The following is a 16,626-nucleotide window of genomic DNA, read 5'->3' as shown; positions in this document are numbered from 1 at the left end:
AGTTTTGAATATGGCATGAATGTATAACAGCAAGAAAACCTTCTCTTTTCATTAAAATGAGAAGGTTTTTATTTTTAATCTATATGATTTAAGTAAAGGTAGTTAAAGGTGGGAAACTTGGATGTGGAATATAAAAGAAGAATATTTAGATAAATTCCGGATGATATGTAAACATCGTTGGAGTCCTGAGGATGCTTTAGGATTTATGATAGGAACAATAAGGGAACGTAATGAAACTAAAAATGCCTAGAGTAACTGGTGACAGTATGAAGTTAAAGAGGAAAGCGAAGCAAGATTATGTGAATTATGAAAAGTCTTTTCATAATAATAAATCATTCTAAGGGAGCTGATTTGTTTTGAAGAATGGAAGATCAATTTGCAGCTAAGTTTAAAATGTGGCGGAATAAGTTGGGGGAATCATAGACGTAAGAAAAAGAAACCGAAACAAATAAGAAAAGAAGCTGTTCAGATAAAACCGATAGTAGAAGAAAAACCATTAAAGAAGAGTAGCAACAAGTTGGTTGATATTCTCCTAGGTATTCTTCTTTTCCCAATTTTTATATGGGCTGTCTTGAAAGGTTCTCCAACACAAGTAAGCAAAGAGAAGACTTTCCTTATTATCGTTTTCTTTATCTTAATTGCAATAGGGTTATCTATGATAGGAAACAAATAAGGGGGAGTTCAGATGTTTAAGAAGAAGGAGAAAAAAAGCATTTACGTTAGACTGGTAAACACACAAGGGGAAATCATTCGAGAGTTTAATTGTACAGAAAAAGACTTGCGAAAAGTAAAAGAAACTGGTGCTGAAATTCGTTTGGTTGGGGATAACTCATATGAGATGGTAGCAACCGATGAACAACTAGAAAAATTAGCAAGAGCTGAAGCAGAAATTGAAGCGGAAATTAAGGCATGGGAAGACGCTTTAAATGAGAGTTTGGATGAACGCGAAGAAAGAGAAGCGAGACAGAAGGAATTGAAAGAAAAGAATAAATGGAGTACAAAGAAGAAAGTAATCGTATTTGGACTCATATTCTTTGTATTTATTGGATTACCTATTATCGAAGGGTATCAAAATAGTAAATTAGTTGAAGAAGGTACATCATTAAATGCAGAAATTGTAGGTAGGCATGTAGAGAAGGAATTCATGTTTACACACCCCACATTAGTAGTTGAGGTAGATGGTAAAAAGCATAATGTATGGGTAAGTGAAGAGACATATAACGGAGCAGAGTGGTTAGGTAGACTAAAAGTCATCAAAACAAAAGATGGTAAAGTTGAGAAAGACCCTAGATATGAGGGGGAAGACTTAATTACGAGTTATTAAGCAGTATGTTTTTAATATTCGCTGCTCAAATTAAATAACATTATTATTTGCAAAAATCGAATCCATTAAAATAAAAAACAAATTTTAAATAACTGTAATAACCTCCTAGCATATTGTTGATGGGAGGTTATCACCTTTCTGAAGATAAAATTAAAGAGCTATATTATCTTGATACAATTGTGATGACAGTAACGTTTTTACTAAGTGAGTGCAGTTTCGGGGGAAACAAAAATAGAGTATGAGGAATATACTTAAGTGAAAGAGAGAAGAATATTTAGAGCTTTTGAGGAGAAAGAAGGCTATTTGAACTATCAAAAGCATTCTGATTATGTACGGTAATTAATGTAGTGAGGATATACATAAAAGATTATCTAAATTTAGTTACACAAAGATGAATGTACTTAAAAAATTAGGAATGTAATGGGATTTTAGTGAATGAAAATTATTTAAACTGTATAGAAGGTGAAAAACTGAATGTGGAATATAAAAGAAGAAGATTTAGATGGATTTCGAGTAACATGTAGCAGCCGTTTAAGCCCTGAGGCTGCTTTAGGTTTTATGATAGGAACCATAGTATATGTTTCAGTTATGATGTTTTTTCTTATTGGTACTTTAGTAACCTTTAGTTGGGACTATTATACTACTTTCTTTGAGAAAACAATCGTTAGAATGGAACTTGTGCTATATAGCTTGCAAATAATTTTTTTAATTCTATATTCATTTCCAAAAGCTAGATTCAAATTTCAAAAGTTACAAACGATTGTCGTATTATTATATGCATTTCAATTAGGTACAATATTATTCACGGCTTTAATTCTTCCTGGAATGTCGGATTATACAATCGACGGAATTACATGGGTATATGTAGGTTTCTTATTTATAGGAGCAGTAATTGTTCATATTGTGACAACGATTGATACGTTTAAACAGGCAAGTGAAGGTGCATTTAGTATGAATGAAAGATCCGCTTCCTTTTTTAGTAAAACAAAAGGAACTATGATGAAAGTAACTTCAATATACGTATTAATCCTACTTATTTTGATTTATTTTCATAATGATTATGCGATTGATACTTTTATTGGATATGTAATAGGTACTGTTTTACTGTACACAGTAGCCGTTGGTGCAGCAGAATTCCAGCTATTGGTGTACTGTAGATTCAAATTTAAATCATTTAATATTACGTGGGAAGAAAATGAGAGAATGCGTGGGAGAATTCGAAAGCAAAATACAAAATCCAAAACGAAAAGTAAATAAGGATGAAATAGAATTTAAGTGTATGAGAATTATTTAAACTATATAGAAGGTGAAAAGGTTGAATGTGGAATATAAGAGAAGAAGATATGGGTCTTTTTAAAATTGAAAATAGAAATCGATTAAGTCCGGATTATATAAGAATTTTTTATGAGGGAGTTTTTGCATATACTTCTATACCCATGCTTATTATGTTTTTAATTTTTTTGCTGAATGGTGATAAGATTTCTTTAACTCCTTTTGAGAAGATGGTTGTACAAACTGAAGTGAAATTGTATATTTTGGAGTTCGTTTTTTTTATGTTATTCATGTCTAAAAAAATTGCTTTTAAATTACAGAAACTCCAAACCATTGTGACTGTATTTTATTCTTTTCAGTTAGCACCATTACCATTTATGGCTATGGTGGTGGAAGAAATCTTTGATTTTCCATGTGATAATAAAACACGGGTTTATGTTGGTTTAATACTATTAGGTGCAATCTGTATGCACATTGTGGCAACGATTGATGTTTTTAGAAAAGCAAAGCATGGGGGATATAAATTGGAAGGAAAGGCTGTCTCGTTTTTTACTAATACGAAATTATATTTATTGATTGGAATGACAATCATTGTAATAGTTCTACTTGTATTAATTTTTTTAAACCTTAATTATGCATTTGATGAAATGGAAATTTATGTTATACAAACAATAATATTATATACATTTGCTGTAGTATCAGCAGAGTTCGTCCTGTTAGTGTATTGTCGCTTCAAATTCCCATCTTTTAATATTACGTGGGAACAACATGAAAAGGAACGCCAAGAATTTATAGCAAATAGAAAAAGAATCAGAGAAAAAGAACAAAAGAGAAATAAAAATTGAAATGAGATTTGTAAATGATAGTCATAAACTGTTTTTTTTATGTGCGTGGAAGAATCTATTTGTGAAGAAATAAATAAATCACTGTCTAAGAGGTAGAGATTATGAAAGTTCAGTATAAAGCATTATCGCTTTCAAATTTAATAAGCATCACTCAAATTGTAAAAAAGGATGATTGGTTGTTATCGGCTATCTCACTTAGAAATTAAGTAATTCATAGTGATATATACCCAAAAAGTAGCTAGAGGTGAGTAACTAGATGTGGGATGTAAAAGAAGAAAATTTAGAAAAGTTTAGGATGACATGTAAAAATCGTTTAAGTCCTGAAGGTGCTATAGTTTTCTTTATTGGAGGGGTAGTTTATACTTCAGTATTTATGTTTTTTATTTTTATGGGGGGCTTGGAGTATTATAATACTTTCTTTGACAAAACAATTGTTAAAATTGAAATTGTGTTATATAGCTTACAAATAATGTTTTTAATTCTATATTCATTTCCAAAAGTGTGTTTTAAATTACAAAAACTACAAACTTTTGTAATTTTATTATATGCATTTCAATTAGGTACTATAACATTCACAGCGTTGATTCTTCCTGGAATTTCGGAGGATTCAATTGACAGAATTACATTAATATATGTAGGTATGTTATTCCTAGGAGCAGCCATTGTTCACATTGTGACAACTATCGATACGTTTAAACAAGCGAGTGAAGGTGCGTTCAGTAAGGATAAAAGATCCACCTCATTTTTCAGTAAAACAAAAGGCAATGTGATGAAGTGGGCTACAATATATGCGCTAATCCTGCTTGTTTTGATATATATTCATAATGGTTATGGAATTGATGTTTTAGTTCTTTATGTAGTGGGTACTGTATTAATGTATACAGTTGCTGTCGGCGCAGCTGAATTTCAGCTATTAATGTATTGTAGATTTAAATTCAAGTCATTTCATATGTCATGGGAAGAGAATGAGAGAATGCGTGGAAGATTTCGAAAGCGAAATACAAAATCCAAATCGAAAAGTAAATAAGAGGGAAATAGAATTGAAGTGAATGGAAATTATTTAAACTGTATAGAAGGTGAAATGTCAGGGTGTGGAATATAAAAGAAGAAGATTTATATAAGTTTCGAATGACATGTCAAGGGCGTTTAAGTCCTGAAGGTGCTACGGGATTTATGCTTGGAACGATATTTTATACTTCATTATTTATGGTTATTATTTTTGTGGGAGGAATAGATTATTATACTACCTTGTTTGATAAGGTAATTGTTAGGGTTGAATTAGTGTTATATGGTTTGCAAGTAATGTTTTTAATACTATATTTATTCCCTAAAGTTCGTTATAAATTTCAAAAATTACAAACGCTCGTGATATTATTATATGCATTTCAACTTGGAACTATCGGATGCACGTTATTTGTTCTTTCTGGGATGATAGAGCATTCAATTGATCTCCATACACGTGTTTATGTAGGGCTATTAGTATTAGGTGGAATTATTGTTCATATTGTGACAACAGTTGATACATTTAAACAAGCAAGCGAGGGTGCATTTAGTAGTGGGGACAAATCAGCTTCATTTTTTAGTAAAACAAAGGGACATGTTATACGAGGTGCTGTAATTTATGTGTTAATTCTTCTTGTTTTGATTTATATAAATAATAATTACTCATTAAACACAATGTTTGGTTATGTTATATGTAATGTTGTTATGTATGCAGTAGCAATAGGAGCGGCAGAGTTCCAGCTCTTAGTGTATTGCAGATTCAAATTCAAGTCATTTAATATAACGTGGGAAGAGAATGAGAGAATGCGTGGGAGAATTCGAAAGCGAAATAAGAAATTCAAAACGAAAAATAAATAATATATTAATAGAATTTTAGTGCTCGAAAAATAATTGAAACGTATAGAAGGTGAAGGGCCAGGATGTGGAATATAAAAGAAGAAGATTTAGATAAGTTTAGGATGACATGTAATGATCGTTTAAGTCCTGAGGGTGCTACAGGGTTTATGTTTGGAGGAATACTATTTAGTTCAATAACAATTTTTTCTATTGTTTTATCAGCTGGGTGGGATTACTGCATGCTTCTCTTTAATATAGGAATTGTTAAGTTAGAAGTATTCTTATATATTATACAAATAATTCTTTTCGTCATTTATTCATTTCCGATAGCTCAATTTAAATTTCAAAAACTACAAACCCTTGTCGTATTATTATGTTCATTCCAATTGGCAACAATAGCTCCTATTGCTTTGACTGTTACTAAAATGGCTAATAATTCAATTGACTGGATTACAATACTGTATGCGGGTTTATTGCTTTTAGGAGCAGTAATTTTTCATGTTTTGACAACAATTGATACGTTTAAACAAGCGAGTGAAGGTGCGTTTAGTATGGATGAGAGGTCTGCTTCTTTCTTTAGTAAAACAAAAGGAAAGATGATGAAGTGGGCTACACTATACGCAGTAACTATTCTTATTTTGATATATTTTCATAACGATTATGGGTTTGATGATTTATTTATGTATGTAGTAGGGACCTTTTTAATGTATACGATAGCAATCGGTGCAGCTGAATTTCAGCTATTAGCATATTGCAGATTTAAATTTCCATCATTTAATAAAACGTGGGAGCAACATAAAAGAGAGACTCCAAGATATCGAAAGAAAAATAAAAAAGGTAAATCGAAACGTAAGGCATAAAGAAAGTGCGTATTGTAAGTTTTGATGATAGAAAAGTAATTATTTACAGGAGAGTATTTTAACTTCTAAAAGAAAATTTAATTATGTAAGGTGATTAAAGTGATTAGAAGGTTATCTGATCGAAAATGTAGAGTGGGTAGTGTGATGATGAAATGAACACAAAAAAGGTTTCTAAAATGATTACTATCATAATAACAATCAGCCTACTACAAGCATGTAGTTTTTTTGAAAAAAAGATAGAATATGAGCCATTTGTCAAAGCTTTGGATGAAGGTGATATGAAAAAGGTTATGTCCGCTAGTGATGATGGATATGCCTATGTGAAACAAAGAGGTATATATAGTACATATGAGCAAAAGGAAGATGGAGAGCACAGTAAAACAATCTATCAAACTTCGAAAGGCATATATAATACGAAAGATAAAAGTTTATATGGAAATACAACACAAGAAATTACCTCGGAAGTAGATAATAAAAATTATAAAGAAGAAGTTAATTATAGTACAAATATTAGTTATGAGAATGGACAGGTACAAAGTACGGATTCAAGTCTGGATGTTTCATACGTGAACTTAATTGTAGATCGTTTAAAAGGGATAGGGAAACTAAAGATGAAGCCAGGAGGTGATATAAAAAAGTTTGGTCAGCCTAGTACTGTTGGATATACATTAACTGAATCAGAGTTTCAAAATATTATTAATGATAAGTTGAAAATACAATATGATGAATATGGTGGTGGATCGATCGCACTGCATATTGAGTTTACAAAGGGCTCAGAGCAGATATTGGAAGTGAGTATTGTAGTGAATTATAAAAAGAGAAATGAAGAAGGAAAGTCAGTAGAACACATATCACAAATACACACATACTTTGATAGTCAACAAGGTAATAATCAGGACGCGAGACAGGAATATATTGATTTTAAAGCACAGTATAATAAGAAGCAGTAATATTAAAAAGAGCATTTGCACGTAATGATAATAGCGACATAAGTGGAATAAATGTTTCATAAATATAGTGGAAAGAATTTGAGGGTAAACGCCCCAATTGCTGGAGTAGATGCAACTGGGGCATTTATCTGTCTAAATTTAGCTTGAATACATGACATGTTTTAGTTAGAGTCATTGCTCCGCAAGTAGCTTCTTTATCTTCATAATAACAGTATGAAATTGTGTATAATCTGCTTTTATTGTTAAGTTATAACTATTTCTGCTTATAAAGTACCCCTTATTATCGATACATCGTCCACATCCCAATGTCTTTAAATCCTAGACGTTTATAAATTCGTCCAGCAGCTGGATTGTTATAAAATAAACAAAGTGTTCGGCTTTCTTTCGTAAAGTCTTGAATCATTTTTTGTAGTATGAGTGAAGCGTAGCCATTTCCACGATAATTCGGGTGTGTACATACACCAACTACCATAGCGGATAATGAATTTTCAGCGGAAGTAGAGGCGGATGCGATGATCACGCCGTCTTTTTCAATATAGTATGTGCGTCCTGTATTCGTTTCGATAGCCTGCCTTAATATTTTCTCTGATTCATTGGTAGTCGGAAATTCAGCAATGTCACTTCGTAATTTCATAATTCGTTCTATATCATCGAGTGACGCAAGTTTAATCGTTTCATGAATAGGCGTGTCAGGTAAGTTGTTGTCATTTAGACATTCACAAAAATACATTTCATTTTTGACGCCTAATTGTAGACTTGGAGCAGTTTCAAACTTTTCTACAATGGTTGACTTACCAGAGAGTTTAAGTGGCTTATATGCGGAAAGAAGTGCCTCATAATCAGTGGTAACAAAGTCTTCTTTACTATATGGTATAAATGAATCGTGGAATCGGAGTAAAATTGATTTTAATGTTCCATTCTCTTTAAATACTCCCCATAGTTCTTGAAAATCTGTGTCATAACCGAAAGCTTCAATATCTCCAATAATAAACAAGTTAAGGGCTGCTTCTTCTTTTAGGTAAGCGAATACTTGTTCATGATCTTTCTTTGTTAATTTTCGCATCATAACGAATCGACCTCTTTTTTATTTTTCTAAATATTACAACTTGAGTTTTTTGAAATCAATATTAAATTTTATGTTTAGTTCACAAACTTTCGGAAAAACTAGGAAAGATATGACAAAGGAGGTTATGAACGGTGGATCATCCAATTCAAGGGTTAATGAAAGCAGCAATGGAAAATTTAAAAGAAATGGTTGATGTAAATACGATTGTTGGAGAGCCTGTTCAAACGGCTGACGGTGGTGTGGTGTTAACGGTTTCTAAAGTAGCGTTCGGTTTTGGAGCAGGAGGTTCTGATTTCCAAACGAATGATGGACAAAGAGCGAACGGTAACGCTGCATTTGGTGGCGGTAGCGCGGGTGGTGTTTCGATTACACCAGTAGCATTTCTTGTGGTGAATAAAGATGGAGTAAATATTCTTCATCTACAAAATGCGACACATTTAGCAGAAAAAATGATTGAATTAGCTCCACAAACAATTGATAAAATTCAATCGATGTTCCAAAAAGAAGAAAAGAAAGAGGGAAATCATCATCCTCAAAACCCTGATGAAATCCTTTAAAAACGCCTGCTTATGAGCAGGCGTTTTTTCTTGTAATCACTATGTAATAAAACACATGAAATTGTAAATAGTTTTTGAAGTTTTTTCTATGTTTCTAAAATTTTTCATGTTAAAATATGCTATAGAATTGAAACATATAAAACGAAGGTGGCTAGGTGCTTTGTCTGGAGGATCTGACCAAGTAAAGAATATGATATATATTAATGGTAATCGTCGAGGTCATTGTTTTATTACATCAGGAATTACGTTTAAAGAGTTTGCGAGTAACATCCCTTCACCGCTTCATCAAGTGTTGCTTTTGAAGCACAACTTTGAATGGACGGATTTTCATTATCATACTTTATTTGAATATGTTGAGGAAGAAAATATACATAAGTTAATTCAAGCAGAGATTGATGAATTTGATGAATTTTGTTGGGTAGATTTTGATGATGCAAGCGATTTAGATGAATTAGAGCCGAAAGAAATTGCAGAATTATTATATTTGGCTCACAAAAAAGAACCACTTGCAAGAACATTCTTTCCGCTGTTGAAAAATCGATTTGTTTATTTTTCACATGATGACGGATGGTACAACAAAGTGTATTATCGTAGAATTGCTGATTTTGTAGGAATGTTAAGTAAAGTTATTCCGTATAAACTCGGTGCTTTCGGTAAGAAACGTTTTTCTTTCTTCCAAAAATCAAAAATTTTCCCAGCAATTTCAAAAGAATTGATCATGGGACTGATTCCACTAATGGAAGATGGTCTTTACATAGATCTAGCAGGGAAGATTGAGTCAAGAAGAGGTCTTGAAATTCCGGTATATGTAGTTGGTTCGTATGAAAGTACGGATGAGGTGTTAGATAATATCGATGAATTGAAAGAGGAAGCAACAGAAACAGGTTGGCTCATTTTTGATAAGAAAGAACAAGAGTGGCAATGGGTTGTTGACTAAGAAAACTTGGCGTATGAAGTCAAGTTTTCTTGTCATTTGAAAGGAGTACAAATGAAGAAATATTATACAATTGTGGGTATTATAAGTATTATTCTCGTGGCAATATTACTTATAACTTGTCCGAAAGAATCAGATTTTAAAGTGTATGTACAGGATAAGTATGCATTGAAATGTGATGAGAGTAGTTTTGAATGCACACAAAATGTAGATGGTAAAAAAGAAAAATTAAAATTTGAAAGTACAGATGCACGAAATGGTGTATTCTTTATGACTGTAAAGCAAACATTTAAAACAGAAGCTGATGTTACGAAAGAATATAGCGGAGTAGGAATGTTTGGTACATTTCTTTTTGTTTCAGAGAAGACTTTCTAGTAATAGAAGGTCTTTTTCTTATGCTTATGTTCATATAGATGAAGTAAGACAAGCATAGGAGGGGTAGTAATGAAGAATACATGTATCGTTTGCGGTGGTGAGGAGTTTTTTTCCTCCACTTTGTATGCACGTACGAAACAAGATTGGGCATATGCACAAAATATGTATCGATTTGAAAAGGTGTTTATTGAGCATCGGGATGAAGAGAATTATCCAGTGTTTCAAGAAATTACAGCGAAACATTGCTGTGGATGCGGTCATATTATGTTGTATCACGAATGAACACACCAAGTATAACTTGGTGTGTTTTTTTTAAAACGCTGACAAAGCAAGCGGATAGAGTAAAGTAAATAAAACAGAAAAACTTCCAAAACCAATTGCAGTATATCCAAGTGTTCTTGCTCCGAAATTGACAGCTAATAAGCCGACTAAAATCGCAAGAGAGCCGAGTGTAACCGGATAAAATGCAATTGAGAAAAGCGAAAGAAATAAAGCGACATAGCCTACCATTGCACCGGTATTTGTACCTTCTATTTCATTTGCAATTTCTTTACGCTTATGTCTAATCGGAATGCCAGCTGGTGATATTTCAGCTGCATACTCTTCGTTTTTTTCACCACTTTTAAAATGATGATTTCTCTTTCTTCGCATGTACATCCCTCTCTTTCAATTGGGTGTACCTATAGTATCTTACATAAAGAGAAGAACATGAGTATGAGTTAAACCCAAGTAAAGCAAAAATTGGAGAATAAAGATTCCATTATTAGCTTGTACATCTCCTAATGAAGATAAACAGGAATTTTGGAAAATGATGTAGAATGAAATGAATGATAAAGCGTGAAGGTAGGGGAATGTATGACGAAATTTAATTGGCATGAATCAGCAGAAAAGAAATGGGATAGTAGTGCAGAGTTTTGGAATCAAAATAGTCAAGAGATGTGGGACAGTGGTAGCAGAAGTACAATTATTCCGTTTTTTGAACAATACGTGAAGAAAGAAGCACAAGTGCTCGATGTTGGTTGTGGTGATGGCTACGGTACATATAAATTAAGTCGCGCAGGCTATAAAGCAGTGGGAGTAGATTTATCGGAAGTGATGATTCAAAAAGGTAAGGAGCGCGGAGAAGGACCGAATTTATCTTTTATAAAAGGAGATCTTTCTGCATTACCATTTGAAAATGAGCAATTTGAATCAATTATGGCAATTAATTCTTTAGAATGGACGGAAGAGCCATTACGAGCGTTAAATGAAATAAAGCGTGTGTTAAAGAAAGATGGATATGCATGTATTGCAATTTTAGGACCGACAGCAAAGCCACGAGAGAATAGTTATCCTCGCTTGTACGGAAAAGACGTTGTTTGTAATACGATGATGCCTTGGGAATTTGAACAGTTAGCGAAAGAACAAGGTTTTAAAGTTATAGATGGCATCGGCGTATATAAGCGCGGAGTAAATGAGAAGATGTTAGGTCAACTACCTACAGAGTTGCAACAATCGTTAACATTCTTATGGGTATTTATGTTAAAAAACGTATAAAGAAATGAAAGAATTTTTAGGAGGTAAATAAGTGCAGAAAATACAAAAAACTGATACAATATCATCAGAACCAATTAAAGGGGGACTAGGGTATATGACAACTACTACAACAGTGAAATCCGATATTGAAATCGCACAAGAAGCGAGTATGAAGAAGATTCAAGAAATTGCAGCTGATTTAAATATTTTAGAAGATGAATTAGAGCCATACGGGCATTATAAAGGTAAGTTATCTCTTGATATTTTTAAGCGCTTACAAAATGAGGAAGACGGTAAAGTTGTTTTAGTAACAGCGATTAACCCAACTCCAGCTGGAGAAGGTAAATCAACAGTAACAGTTGGTTTAGGTCAAGCTTTTAACAAAATTGGTAAGAAAACAGTAATTGCACTTCGTGAACCATCTCTTGGACCGACGATGGGATTAAAAGGTGGAGCAGCGGGTGGCGGTTTTTCACAAGTCGTACCTATGGAAGACATTAACCTTCACTTTACTGGAGATATCCATGCGATCACAACTGCTAATAACGCATTAGCAGCGTTTATTGATAATCATATCCAACAAGGAAACACACTTGGAATTGATACACGTAAAATCGTTTGGAAACGCTGTGTTGACTTAAATGATCGTGCCCTTCGTAACGTAGTAATTGGTCTTGGTGGACCAGTTCAAGGTGTACCACGTGAAGACGGTTTTGATATTACAGTAGCATCTGAAATTATGGCGGTATTCTGCCTTGCAACAGATATTCAAGATTTAAAAGCGCGTCTATCACGCATCGTAGTTGCTTATAACTTTGCAAATCAACCTGTAACGGTTAAAGATTTAGGTGTAGAAGGTGCGTTAACATTATTATTAAAAGATGCATTAAAACCAAACTTAGTACAAACGTTAGAAAATACACCAGCTATCATTCACGGCGGACCATTTGCGAATATCGCTCACGGTTGTAACAGTGTTATCGCTACAACAATGGCAGCAAAATTAGGTGATTATGTTATTACAGAAGCTGGATTCGGTGCTGATTTAGGCGCTGAGAAGTTTTTAGATATTAAAGCTCGTGCAGCTGGCATTAAACCAGAAGCAGTTGTTATTGTTGCGACGATTCGTGCGCTTAAAATGCATGGCGGCGTTGCAAAAGATCAATTAAAAGAAGAAAATGTAGATGCATTAGCAAAAGGTATGGAAAACTTACAGAAGCATGTTGAAACAATTCAAAGCTTCGGTGTGCCTTTCGTAATTGCAATTAATAAATTCATTACAGATACAGATGCAGAAGTTACATACTTACAAGAGTGGTGTAATGAGCGTGGCTATGCAGTATCCTTAACAGAAGTTTGGGAGAAAGGTGGCCAAGGCGGAGTTGACCTTGCTGAAAAAGTACTAAAAGAAATCGAAAAAGGTGAAAACAACTACGCACCACTTTATGAATTAGAATTACCCTTAGAAGAAAAAATTCGTACAATTGCTCAAAAAGTATATGGCGCAAAAGATATTGAATTTGCTCCGAAAGCACGTAAGCAATTAGCTCAATATGAAGGAGAAGGTTGGAGTAACCTACCAGTTTGTATGGCGAAAACACAATACTCTCTTTCTGACGATGCAACAAAATTAGGTCGTCCATCTGACTTTATCGTTACAATTCGTGAGTTAAAACCATCTATCGGTGCAGGCTTTATCGTTGCGTTAACAGGTACAATGTTAACAATGCCAGGTCTTCCAAAACAACCAGCAGCACTTCAAATGGATGTAAATGAAGATGGAAAAGCAGTAGGTTTATTCTAAAAGGTTGTAATTCATCTCGTTTATCTGTAAACTATATATACATCAAGTGGCGCCTTTCCATCGAAAGGCGCCTGTTTTTTGGAGGAAATTATGTTTGATCCAACTGCTTTTGACAATTTAAAAGTAATCGTAGAAGGTGCTGTGTATGATTTTGATCTACATGGAGATATTCTTGTAACAGATCGAAAAGATATGATGGATCTTGCTTCATTAAGTCGTATATATCATATCTCATTTCAATTAACAGAACCGTTTGAACCATTAGTAGAAGCAACATTTTCATTATCTGTGGATGCAAAGAACTTGTCTGGTGAAATACTAGAAGTGCCTCAGTTTACACCAGGTTGTGAAATGAAGCTAGCATTTTCATTCCCGTTAGAGCAACCAGAAGTAAAATGCGAAGAAATTGAAACATTAATACGTTCTATATGGGGAAAAGAAAGAATGATTATGCAGAAAGTTTCATACGAATATAATAAGCAAGCGATTTCATATCATAATAAGGTAGAGGTTCTATTTCAAAAAGCGATTACAGAAGACCATGTTGATGATTTAATAGCTGTTATTTCACACATGATAGAAACGGTGCGAACAATACAGCATTTTCTTCAAAAATAGAGATAAAGGAGAAAAACAAATGATAAAAGATATGCAACCATTTTTACAACAAGCTTGGGAGAAGGCTGGTTTTAAAGAGTTAACTGAAATTCAAAAACAAGCGATTCCAACTATTTTAGAAGGACAAGACGTTATAGCTGAATCTCCAACTGGAACAGGAAAAACATTAGCGTACTTATTACCACTTTTACATAAAATTAATCCTGAAGTAAAACAGCCACAAGTTGTTGTTTTAGCGCCAACACGTGAACTTGTAATGCAAATTCATGAAGAGGTTCAAAAGTTTACAGCAGGAACTGAAATTTCAGGTGCATCTTTAATTGGTGGTGCAGATATTAAGCGCCAAGTTGAAAAATTAAAGAAACACCCAAGAGTAATTGTCGGTTCACCAGGCCGTATTTTAGAATTAATTCGTATGAAAAAGCTAAAAATGCATGAAGTAAAAACAATTGTATTTGATGAGTTTGATCAAATTGTAAAGCAAAAAATGATGGGCGCAGTGCAAGATGTAATTAAATCAACGATGCGCGATCGTCAATTAGTATTCTTCTCGGCGACAATGACAAAAGCGGCAGAAGATGCGGCACGTGATTTAGCAGTTGAACCACAATTAGTACGTGTAACACGTGCAGAATCAAAAAGCTTAGTTGAGCATACGTATATCATTTGTGAGCGACGCGAAAAAAATGATTACGTAAGAAGAATTATGCATATGGGCGATGTAAAAGCAGTTGCTTTCTTAAACGACCCATTCCGTTTAGATGAAATTACTGAGAAATTGAAATTCCGTAAAATGAAAGCAGCGGCTCTTCATGCAGAAGCAAGTAAACAAGAGCGTGAAGCGACAATGCGTGCTTTCCGCGGAGGGAAATTAGAAATTCTACTTGCTACTGATATTGCAGCGCGCGGTATCGACATTGACGATTTAACACACGTAATTCACCTAGAATTACCAGACACAGTAGACCAATATATTCACCGCTCAGGACGTACTGGACGTATGGGCAAAGAAGGAACTGTCGTATCTCTTGTAACACCACAAGAAGAGCGCAAATTACTGCAATTTGCGAAAAAACTAGGCATCGTATTTACGAAGCAAGAAATGTTCAAAGGATCATTTGTAGAAACGAAACCGAAAGCACCAAAGAAAAAGAAACCAGCATTTACTGGAAAGAAAAAGCCTAGATAAATGATGGAGAAGGCGTAACTATTTGTAGTTACGTCTTTTTTGTTTGTAAACAAGTGATAATGGGAATTGTATTAGTGTTTTTAATGTGCCTATCATATATATGCTTCTACTGGGAGTATCGAAAAAAGGGTAGTTTATTTATTTGGTTTATACGAGGAAATAATATAAAAAAGTCGTATATTAAAATGATGCGAAATAATAAAAAGAAGGTACATATATGGATAGGAAATTAGGAATGTTTTTGAATACGAAATATATTGAAGTAAACGAAGGAATAAAAAAGGCGAGAGAATGGGGGTTAGAATATATTCAATTATATGCTATGAATAAAAACTTTAACTTAGCTAATATTCCAATGGCAGAGTGGAATGCTTTAAAGAAAAGCGTATCTTTTAATGGAATAAAGATTCCATCATTAGCAATTAGTTTTGGAGAAAATGGAATTATGGGAATAGAAGCTGAGAGTGCAATAGATCAGTTTAAATATATTACTGACAGAGGTTTGGAGCTTGGGGCAAAGATCATAACAGCTCATATTGGGAAAGTTCCAGATGATAAAAAAAGTGCCTACTATGATAAAATGCTACGTGTTTGTAATGAAATAGGGGACTTAGCGTTCAGATTTGGAGGATTCTTCGCCATTGAGACGGGATCTGAAAAAGCAATAGTATTAAAACGATTTTTAGAAACTGCAAACTCGAAAGGACTAGCTGTTAACTTTGACCCAGCAAATTTAATAAGTGATGTAAATGAAAATCCGGGAGAAGGTTTATTACTACTAAAAGATTATATAGTACAAACTCATATTAAAGATTGTACAAAGGTGAAAAGCGATAGTTCAAGTAAGTATATTGAAGTCGCAGCAGGGAATGGTGAAGTAGATTTCGATATATTCTACAAAGTATTAGATAAAATTGGATTCGACGGATATAACATGATTGAAAGAAATGATTATTTTGATGAACTGGATGGGATGAGTCAGTCGATAAATTTTGCAAAGAAGTACATACCAACTCAAAAGGAATAACGATAGTATTTGTAGAAAGCTACATAGAATATAAAAACCATTAGGGGGAAATGTAATGATCCATAAAGTAGGACAAATTATGTTATATGTAAATAATCAAGATGAGGCAGTAAATTTTTGGACGGAGAAGGTAGGGTTTCATGTAGTTGCAGAGGAAGATAATAAGCATGGAATGAGATGGATTGAAATCGCTCCGAAAAGCGGTGCAGAAACGAGCATTATATTACATAATAAAGAAATTATTTCTAAAATGAGCCCAGAATTGAATCTTGGTACACCGTCTTTAATGTTCTTCTCAGAAAATCTTGATCAACTATATACAGATTTAACAAATAAAAATGTTACTGTTGGAGAAATGGTAACTATGCCTTCTGGTAAAGTGTTTAACTTTGCTGATAGCGAAGGGAATTATTTTGCGGTTATGGAGAAGAACCAATAATAATATTGCTAT

At 33.6% G+C, this 16,626-nt stretch carries 20 protein-coding genes; 18 read left to right on the top strand and 2 right to left on the bottom strand.

Annotated features, from left to right (window positions below):
• Positions 1-376: 376 nt before the first annotated feature.
• The 8 genes from D1166_RS06350 (at position 377) to D1166_RS06315 (ending at position 7,090) form a co-directional block, all read left to right on the top strand.
• A complete protein-coding gene (locus D1166_RS06350) occupies positions 377-673 on the top strand; it encodes a hypothetical protein (protein WP_170953989.1) in 297 nt (98 codons plus the stop codon).
• A 12-nt stretch (positions 674-685) separates the two neighbouring features.
• Positions 686-1,324 (top strand): hypothetical protein, encoded by a 639-nt coding sequence (locus D1166_RS06345; protein WP_097856337.1) that lies wholly within the window; start codon positions 686-688, stop codon positions 1,322-1,324.
• A 474-nt stretch (positions 1,325-1,798) separates the two neighbouring features.
• On the top strand, positions 1,799-2,581 hold the full coding sequence (locus D1166_RS06340; protein WP_097856338.1) for a hypothetical protein: 783 nt from the start codon (positions 1,799-1,801) through the stop codon (positions 2,579-2,581).
• Positions 2,582-2,643: 62 nt separating this feature from the next.
• Positions 2,644-3,441 (top strand): hypothetical protein, encoded by a 798-nt coding sequence (locus D1166_RS06335; protein WP_097856339.1) that lies wholly within the window; start codon positions 2,644-2,646, stop codon positions 3,439-3,441.
• 256 nt (positions 3,442-3,697) lie between these two features.
• On the top strand, positions 3,698-4,468 hold the full coding sequence (locus tag D1166_RS06330; protein ID WP_097856340.1) for a hypothetical protein: 771 nt from the start codon (positions 3,698-3,700) through the stop codon (positions 4,466-4,468).
• A 62-nt stretch (positions 4,469-4,530) separates the two neighbouring features.
• The gene (locus D1166_RS06325; RefSeq protein WP_097856341.1) at positions 4,531-5,301 is read left to right on the top strand and encodes a hypothetical protein; all 771 of its coding nucleotides are present in this window, start codon (positions 4,531-4,533) and stop codon (positions 5,299-5,301) included.
• Between the two features lie 62 nt (positions 5,302-5,363).
• Positions 5,364-6,140 carry a hypothetical protein gene (locus D1166_RS06320; RefSeq protein ID WP_078384704.1) on the top strand — a complete coding sequence of 259 codons (777 nt, stop codon included), beginning with the start codon at positions 5,364-5,366 and terminating at the stop codon, positions 6,138-6,140.
• Positions 6,141-6,316: 176 nt separating this feature from the next.
• Positions 6,317-7,090: a DUF3952 domain-containing protein gene (locus D1166_RS06315; protein ID WP_000628355.1), complete on the top strand. Its 774-nt coding sequence runs from the start codon at positions 6,317-6,319 to the stop codon at positions 7,088-7,090.
• Between the two features lie 280 nt (positions 7,091-7,370).
• Here the strand turns inward: D1166_RS06315 and D1166_RS06310 are convergent, their stop codons facing one another.
• Positions 7,371-8,156 (bottom strand): GNAT family N-acetyltransferase, encoded by a 786-nt coding sequence (locus tag D1166_RS06310; RefSeq protein WP_000984749.1) that lies wholly within the window; start codon positions 8,154-8,156, stop codon positions 7,371-7,373.
• Between the two features lie 131 nt (positions 8,157-8,287).
• On the opposite strand from D1166_RS06310, the gene ytfJ reads away from it, so the two are divergent.
• The 4 genes from ytfJ to D1166_RS06290 all read left to right on the top strand — a co-directional run bounded on the left by ytfJ (position 8,288) and on the right by D1166_RS06290 (position 10,304).
• Positions 8,288-8,713, top strand: coding sequence for a GerW family sporulation protein (gene ytfJ, locus D1166_RS06305; protein WP_000349986.1), 426 nt, complete (start codon positions 8,288-8,290; stop codon positions 8,711-8,713).
• A gap of 160 nt (positions 8,714-8,873) precedes the next feature.
• The gene (locus D1166_RS06300; protein WP_000014087.1) at positions 8,874-9,650 is read left to right on the top strand and encodes an oxalate:formate antiporter; all 777 of its coding nucleotides are present in this window, start codon (positions 8,874-8,876) and stop codon (positions 9,648-9,650) included.
• 51 nt (positions 9,651-9,701) lie between these two features.
• Positions 9,702-10,022, top strand: coding sequence for a hypothetical protein (locus D1166_RS06295; protein ID WP_065223581.1), 321 nt, complete (start codon positions 9,702-9,704; stop codon positions 10,020-10,022).
• 69 nt (positions 10,023-10,091) lie between these two features.
• On the top strand, positions 10,092-10,304 hold the full coding sequence (locus D1166_RS06290; protein ID WP_000798748.1) for a hypothetical protein: 213 nt from the start codon (positions 10,092-10,094) through the stop codon (positions 10,302-10,304).
• Between the two features lie 30 nt (positions 10,305-10,334).
• On the opposite strand, the gene D1166_RS06285 is transcribed toward D1166_RS06290, so the two are convergent.
• Positions 10,335-10,673 (bottom strand): hypothetical protein, encoded by a 339-nt coding sequence (locus D1166_RS06285; protein WP_001253201.1) that lies wholly within the window; start codon positions 10,671-10,673, stop codon positions 10,335-10,337.
• 204 nt (positions 10,674-10,877) lie between these two features.
• On the opposite strand from D1166_RS06285, the gene D1166_RS06280 reads away from it, so the two are divergent.
• From D1166_RS06280 to D1166_RS06255, 6 genes are all read left to right on the top strand, one after another.
• Positions 10,878-11,558: a class I SAM-dependent methyltransferase gene (locus D1166_RS06280; RefSeq protein ID WP_000160043.1), complete on the top strand. Its 681-nt coding sequence runs from the start codon at positions 10,878-10,880 to the stop codon at positions 11,556-11,558.
• A 94-nt stretch (positions 11,559-11,652) separates the two neighbouring features.
• Positions 11,653-13,341: a formate--tetrahydrofolate ligase gene (locus D1166_RS06275; protein ID WP_097856357.1), complete on the top strand. Its 1,689-nt coding sequence runs from the start codon at positions 11,653-11,655 to the stop codon at positions 13,339-13,341.
• Between the two features lie 90 nt (positions 13,342-13,431).
• A complete protein-coding gene (locus D1166_RS06270) occupies positions 13,432-13,959 on the top strand; it encodes a hypothetical protein (RefSeq protein WP_000460218.1) in 528 nt (175 codons plus the stop codon).
• 19 nt (positions 13,960-13,978) lie between these two features.
• A complete protein-coding gene (locus tag D1166_RS06265; protein ID WP_000588613.1) occupies positions 13,979-15,148 on the top strand; it encodes a DEAD/DEAH box helicase in 1,170 nt (389 codons plus the stop codon).
• A 217-nt stretch (positions 15,149-15,365) separates the two neighbouring features.
• On the top strand, positions 15,366-16,175 hold the full coding sequence (locus D1166_RS06260) for a sugar phosphate isomerase/epimerase family protein (protein WP_065845422.1): 810 nt from the start codon (positions 15,366-15,368) through the stop codon (positions 16,173-16,175).
• Positions 16,176-16,230: 55 nt separating this feature from the next.
• A complete protein-coding gene (locus tag D1166_RS06255) occupies positions 16,231-16,614 on the top strand; it encodes a VOC family protein (RefSeq protein WP_097856342.1) in 384 nt (127 codons plus the stop codon).
• Positions 16,615-16,626 lie beyond the last annotated feature (12 nt).

This window comes from Bacillus sp. ISO11 (genome assembly GCF_003458115.1).
Taxonomy (GTDB): Bacteria; Bacillota; Bacilli; order Bacillales; family Bacillaceae_G; genus Bacillus_A; species Bacillus_A cereus.
Note: the sequence above shows the minus strand (reverse complement) of the source record. Positions and strands in the feature narration are given on the sequence as shown.

Bases quoted from the DNA above. Each gene is read 5' to 3' on its own strand.
- D1166_RS06345 (WP_097856337.1), top strand. From the start codon at position 686: ATGTTTAAGAAGAAGGAGAAAAAAAGCATTTACGTTAGACTGGTAAAC.
- D1166_RS06340 (WP_097856338.1), top strand. From the start codon at position 1,799: ATGTGGAATATAAAAGAAGAAGATTTAGATGGATTTCGAGTAACATGT.
- D1166_RS06335 (WP_097856339.1), top strand. From the start codon at position 2,644: ATGTGGAATATAAGAGAAGAAGATATGGGTCTTTTTAAAATTGAAAAT.
- D1166_RS06330 (WP_097856340.1), top strand. From the start codon at position 3,698: ATGTGGGATGTAAAAGAAGAAAATTTAGAAAAGTTTAGGATGACATGT.
- D1166_RS06320 (WP_078384704.1), top strand. From the start codon at position 5,364: ATGTGGAATATAAAAGAAGAAGATTTAGATAAGTTTAGGATGACATGT.
- D1166_RS06315 (WP_000628355.1), top strand. From the start codon at position 6,317: ATGATTACTATCATAATAACAATCAGCCTACTACAAGCATGTAGTTTT.
- D1166_RS06310 (WP_000984749.1), bottom strand. From the start codon at position 8,156: ATGATGCGAAAATTAACAAAGAAAGATCATGAACAAGTATTCGCTTAC.
- D1166_RS06295 (WP_065223581.1), top strand. From the start codon at position 9,702: ATGAAGAAATATTATACAATTGTGGGTATTATAAGTATTATTCTCGTG.
- D1166_RS06290 (WP_000798748.1), top strand. From the start codon at position 10,092: ATGAAGAATACATGTATCGTTTGCGGTGGTGAGGAGTTTTTTTCCTCC.
- D1166_RS06285 (WP_001253201.1), bottom strand. From the start codon at position 10,673: ATGCGAAGAAAGAGAAATCATCATTTTAAAAGTGGTGAAAAAAACGAA.
- D1166_RS06280 (WP_000160043.1), top strand. From the start codon at position 10,878: ATGACGAAATTTAATTGGCATGAATCAGCAGAAAAGAAATGGGATAGT.
- D1166_RS06275 (WP_097856357.1), top strand. From the start codon at position 11,653: ATGACAACTACTACAACAGTGAAATCCGATATTGAAATCGCACAAGAA.
- D1166_RS06270 (WP_000460218.1), top strand. From the start codon at position 13,432: ATGTTTGATCCAACTGCTTTTGACAATTTAAAAGTAATCGTAGAAGGT.
- D1166_RS06265 (WP_000588613.1), top strand. From the start codon at position 13,979: ATGATAAAAGATATGCAACCATTTTTACAACAAGCTTGGGAGAAGGCT.
- D1166_RS06260 (WP_065845422.1), top strand. From the start codon at position 15,366: ATGGATAGGAAATTAGGAATGTTTTTGAATACGAAATATATTGAAGTA.
- D1166_RS06255 (WP_097856342.1), top strand. From the start codon at position 16,231: ATGATCCATAAAGTAGGACAAATTATGTTATATGTAAATAATCAAGAT.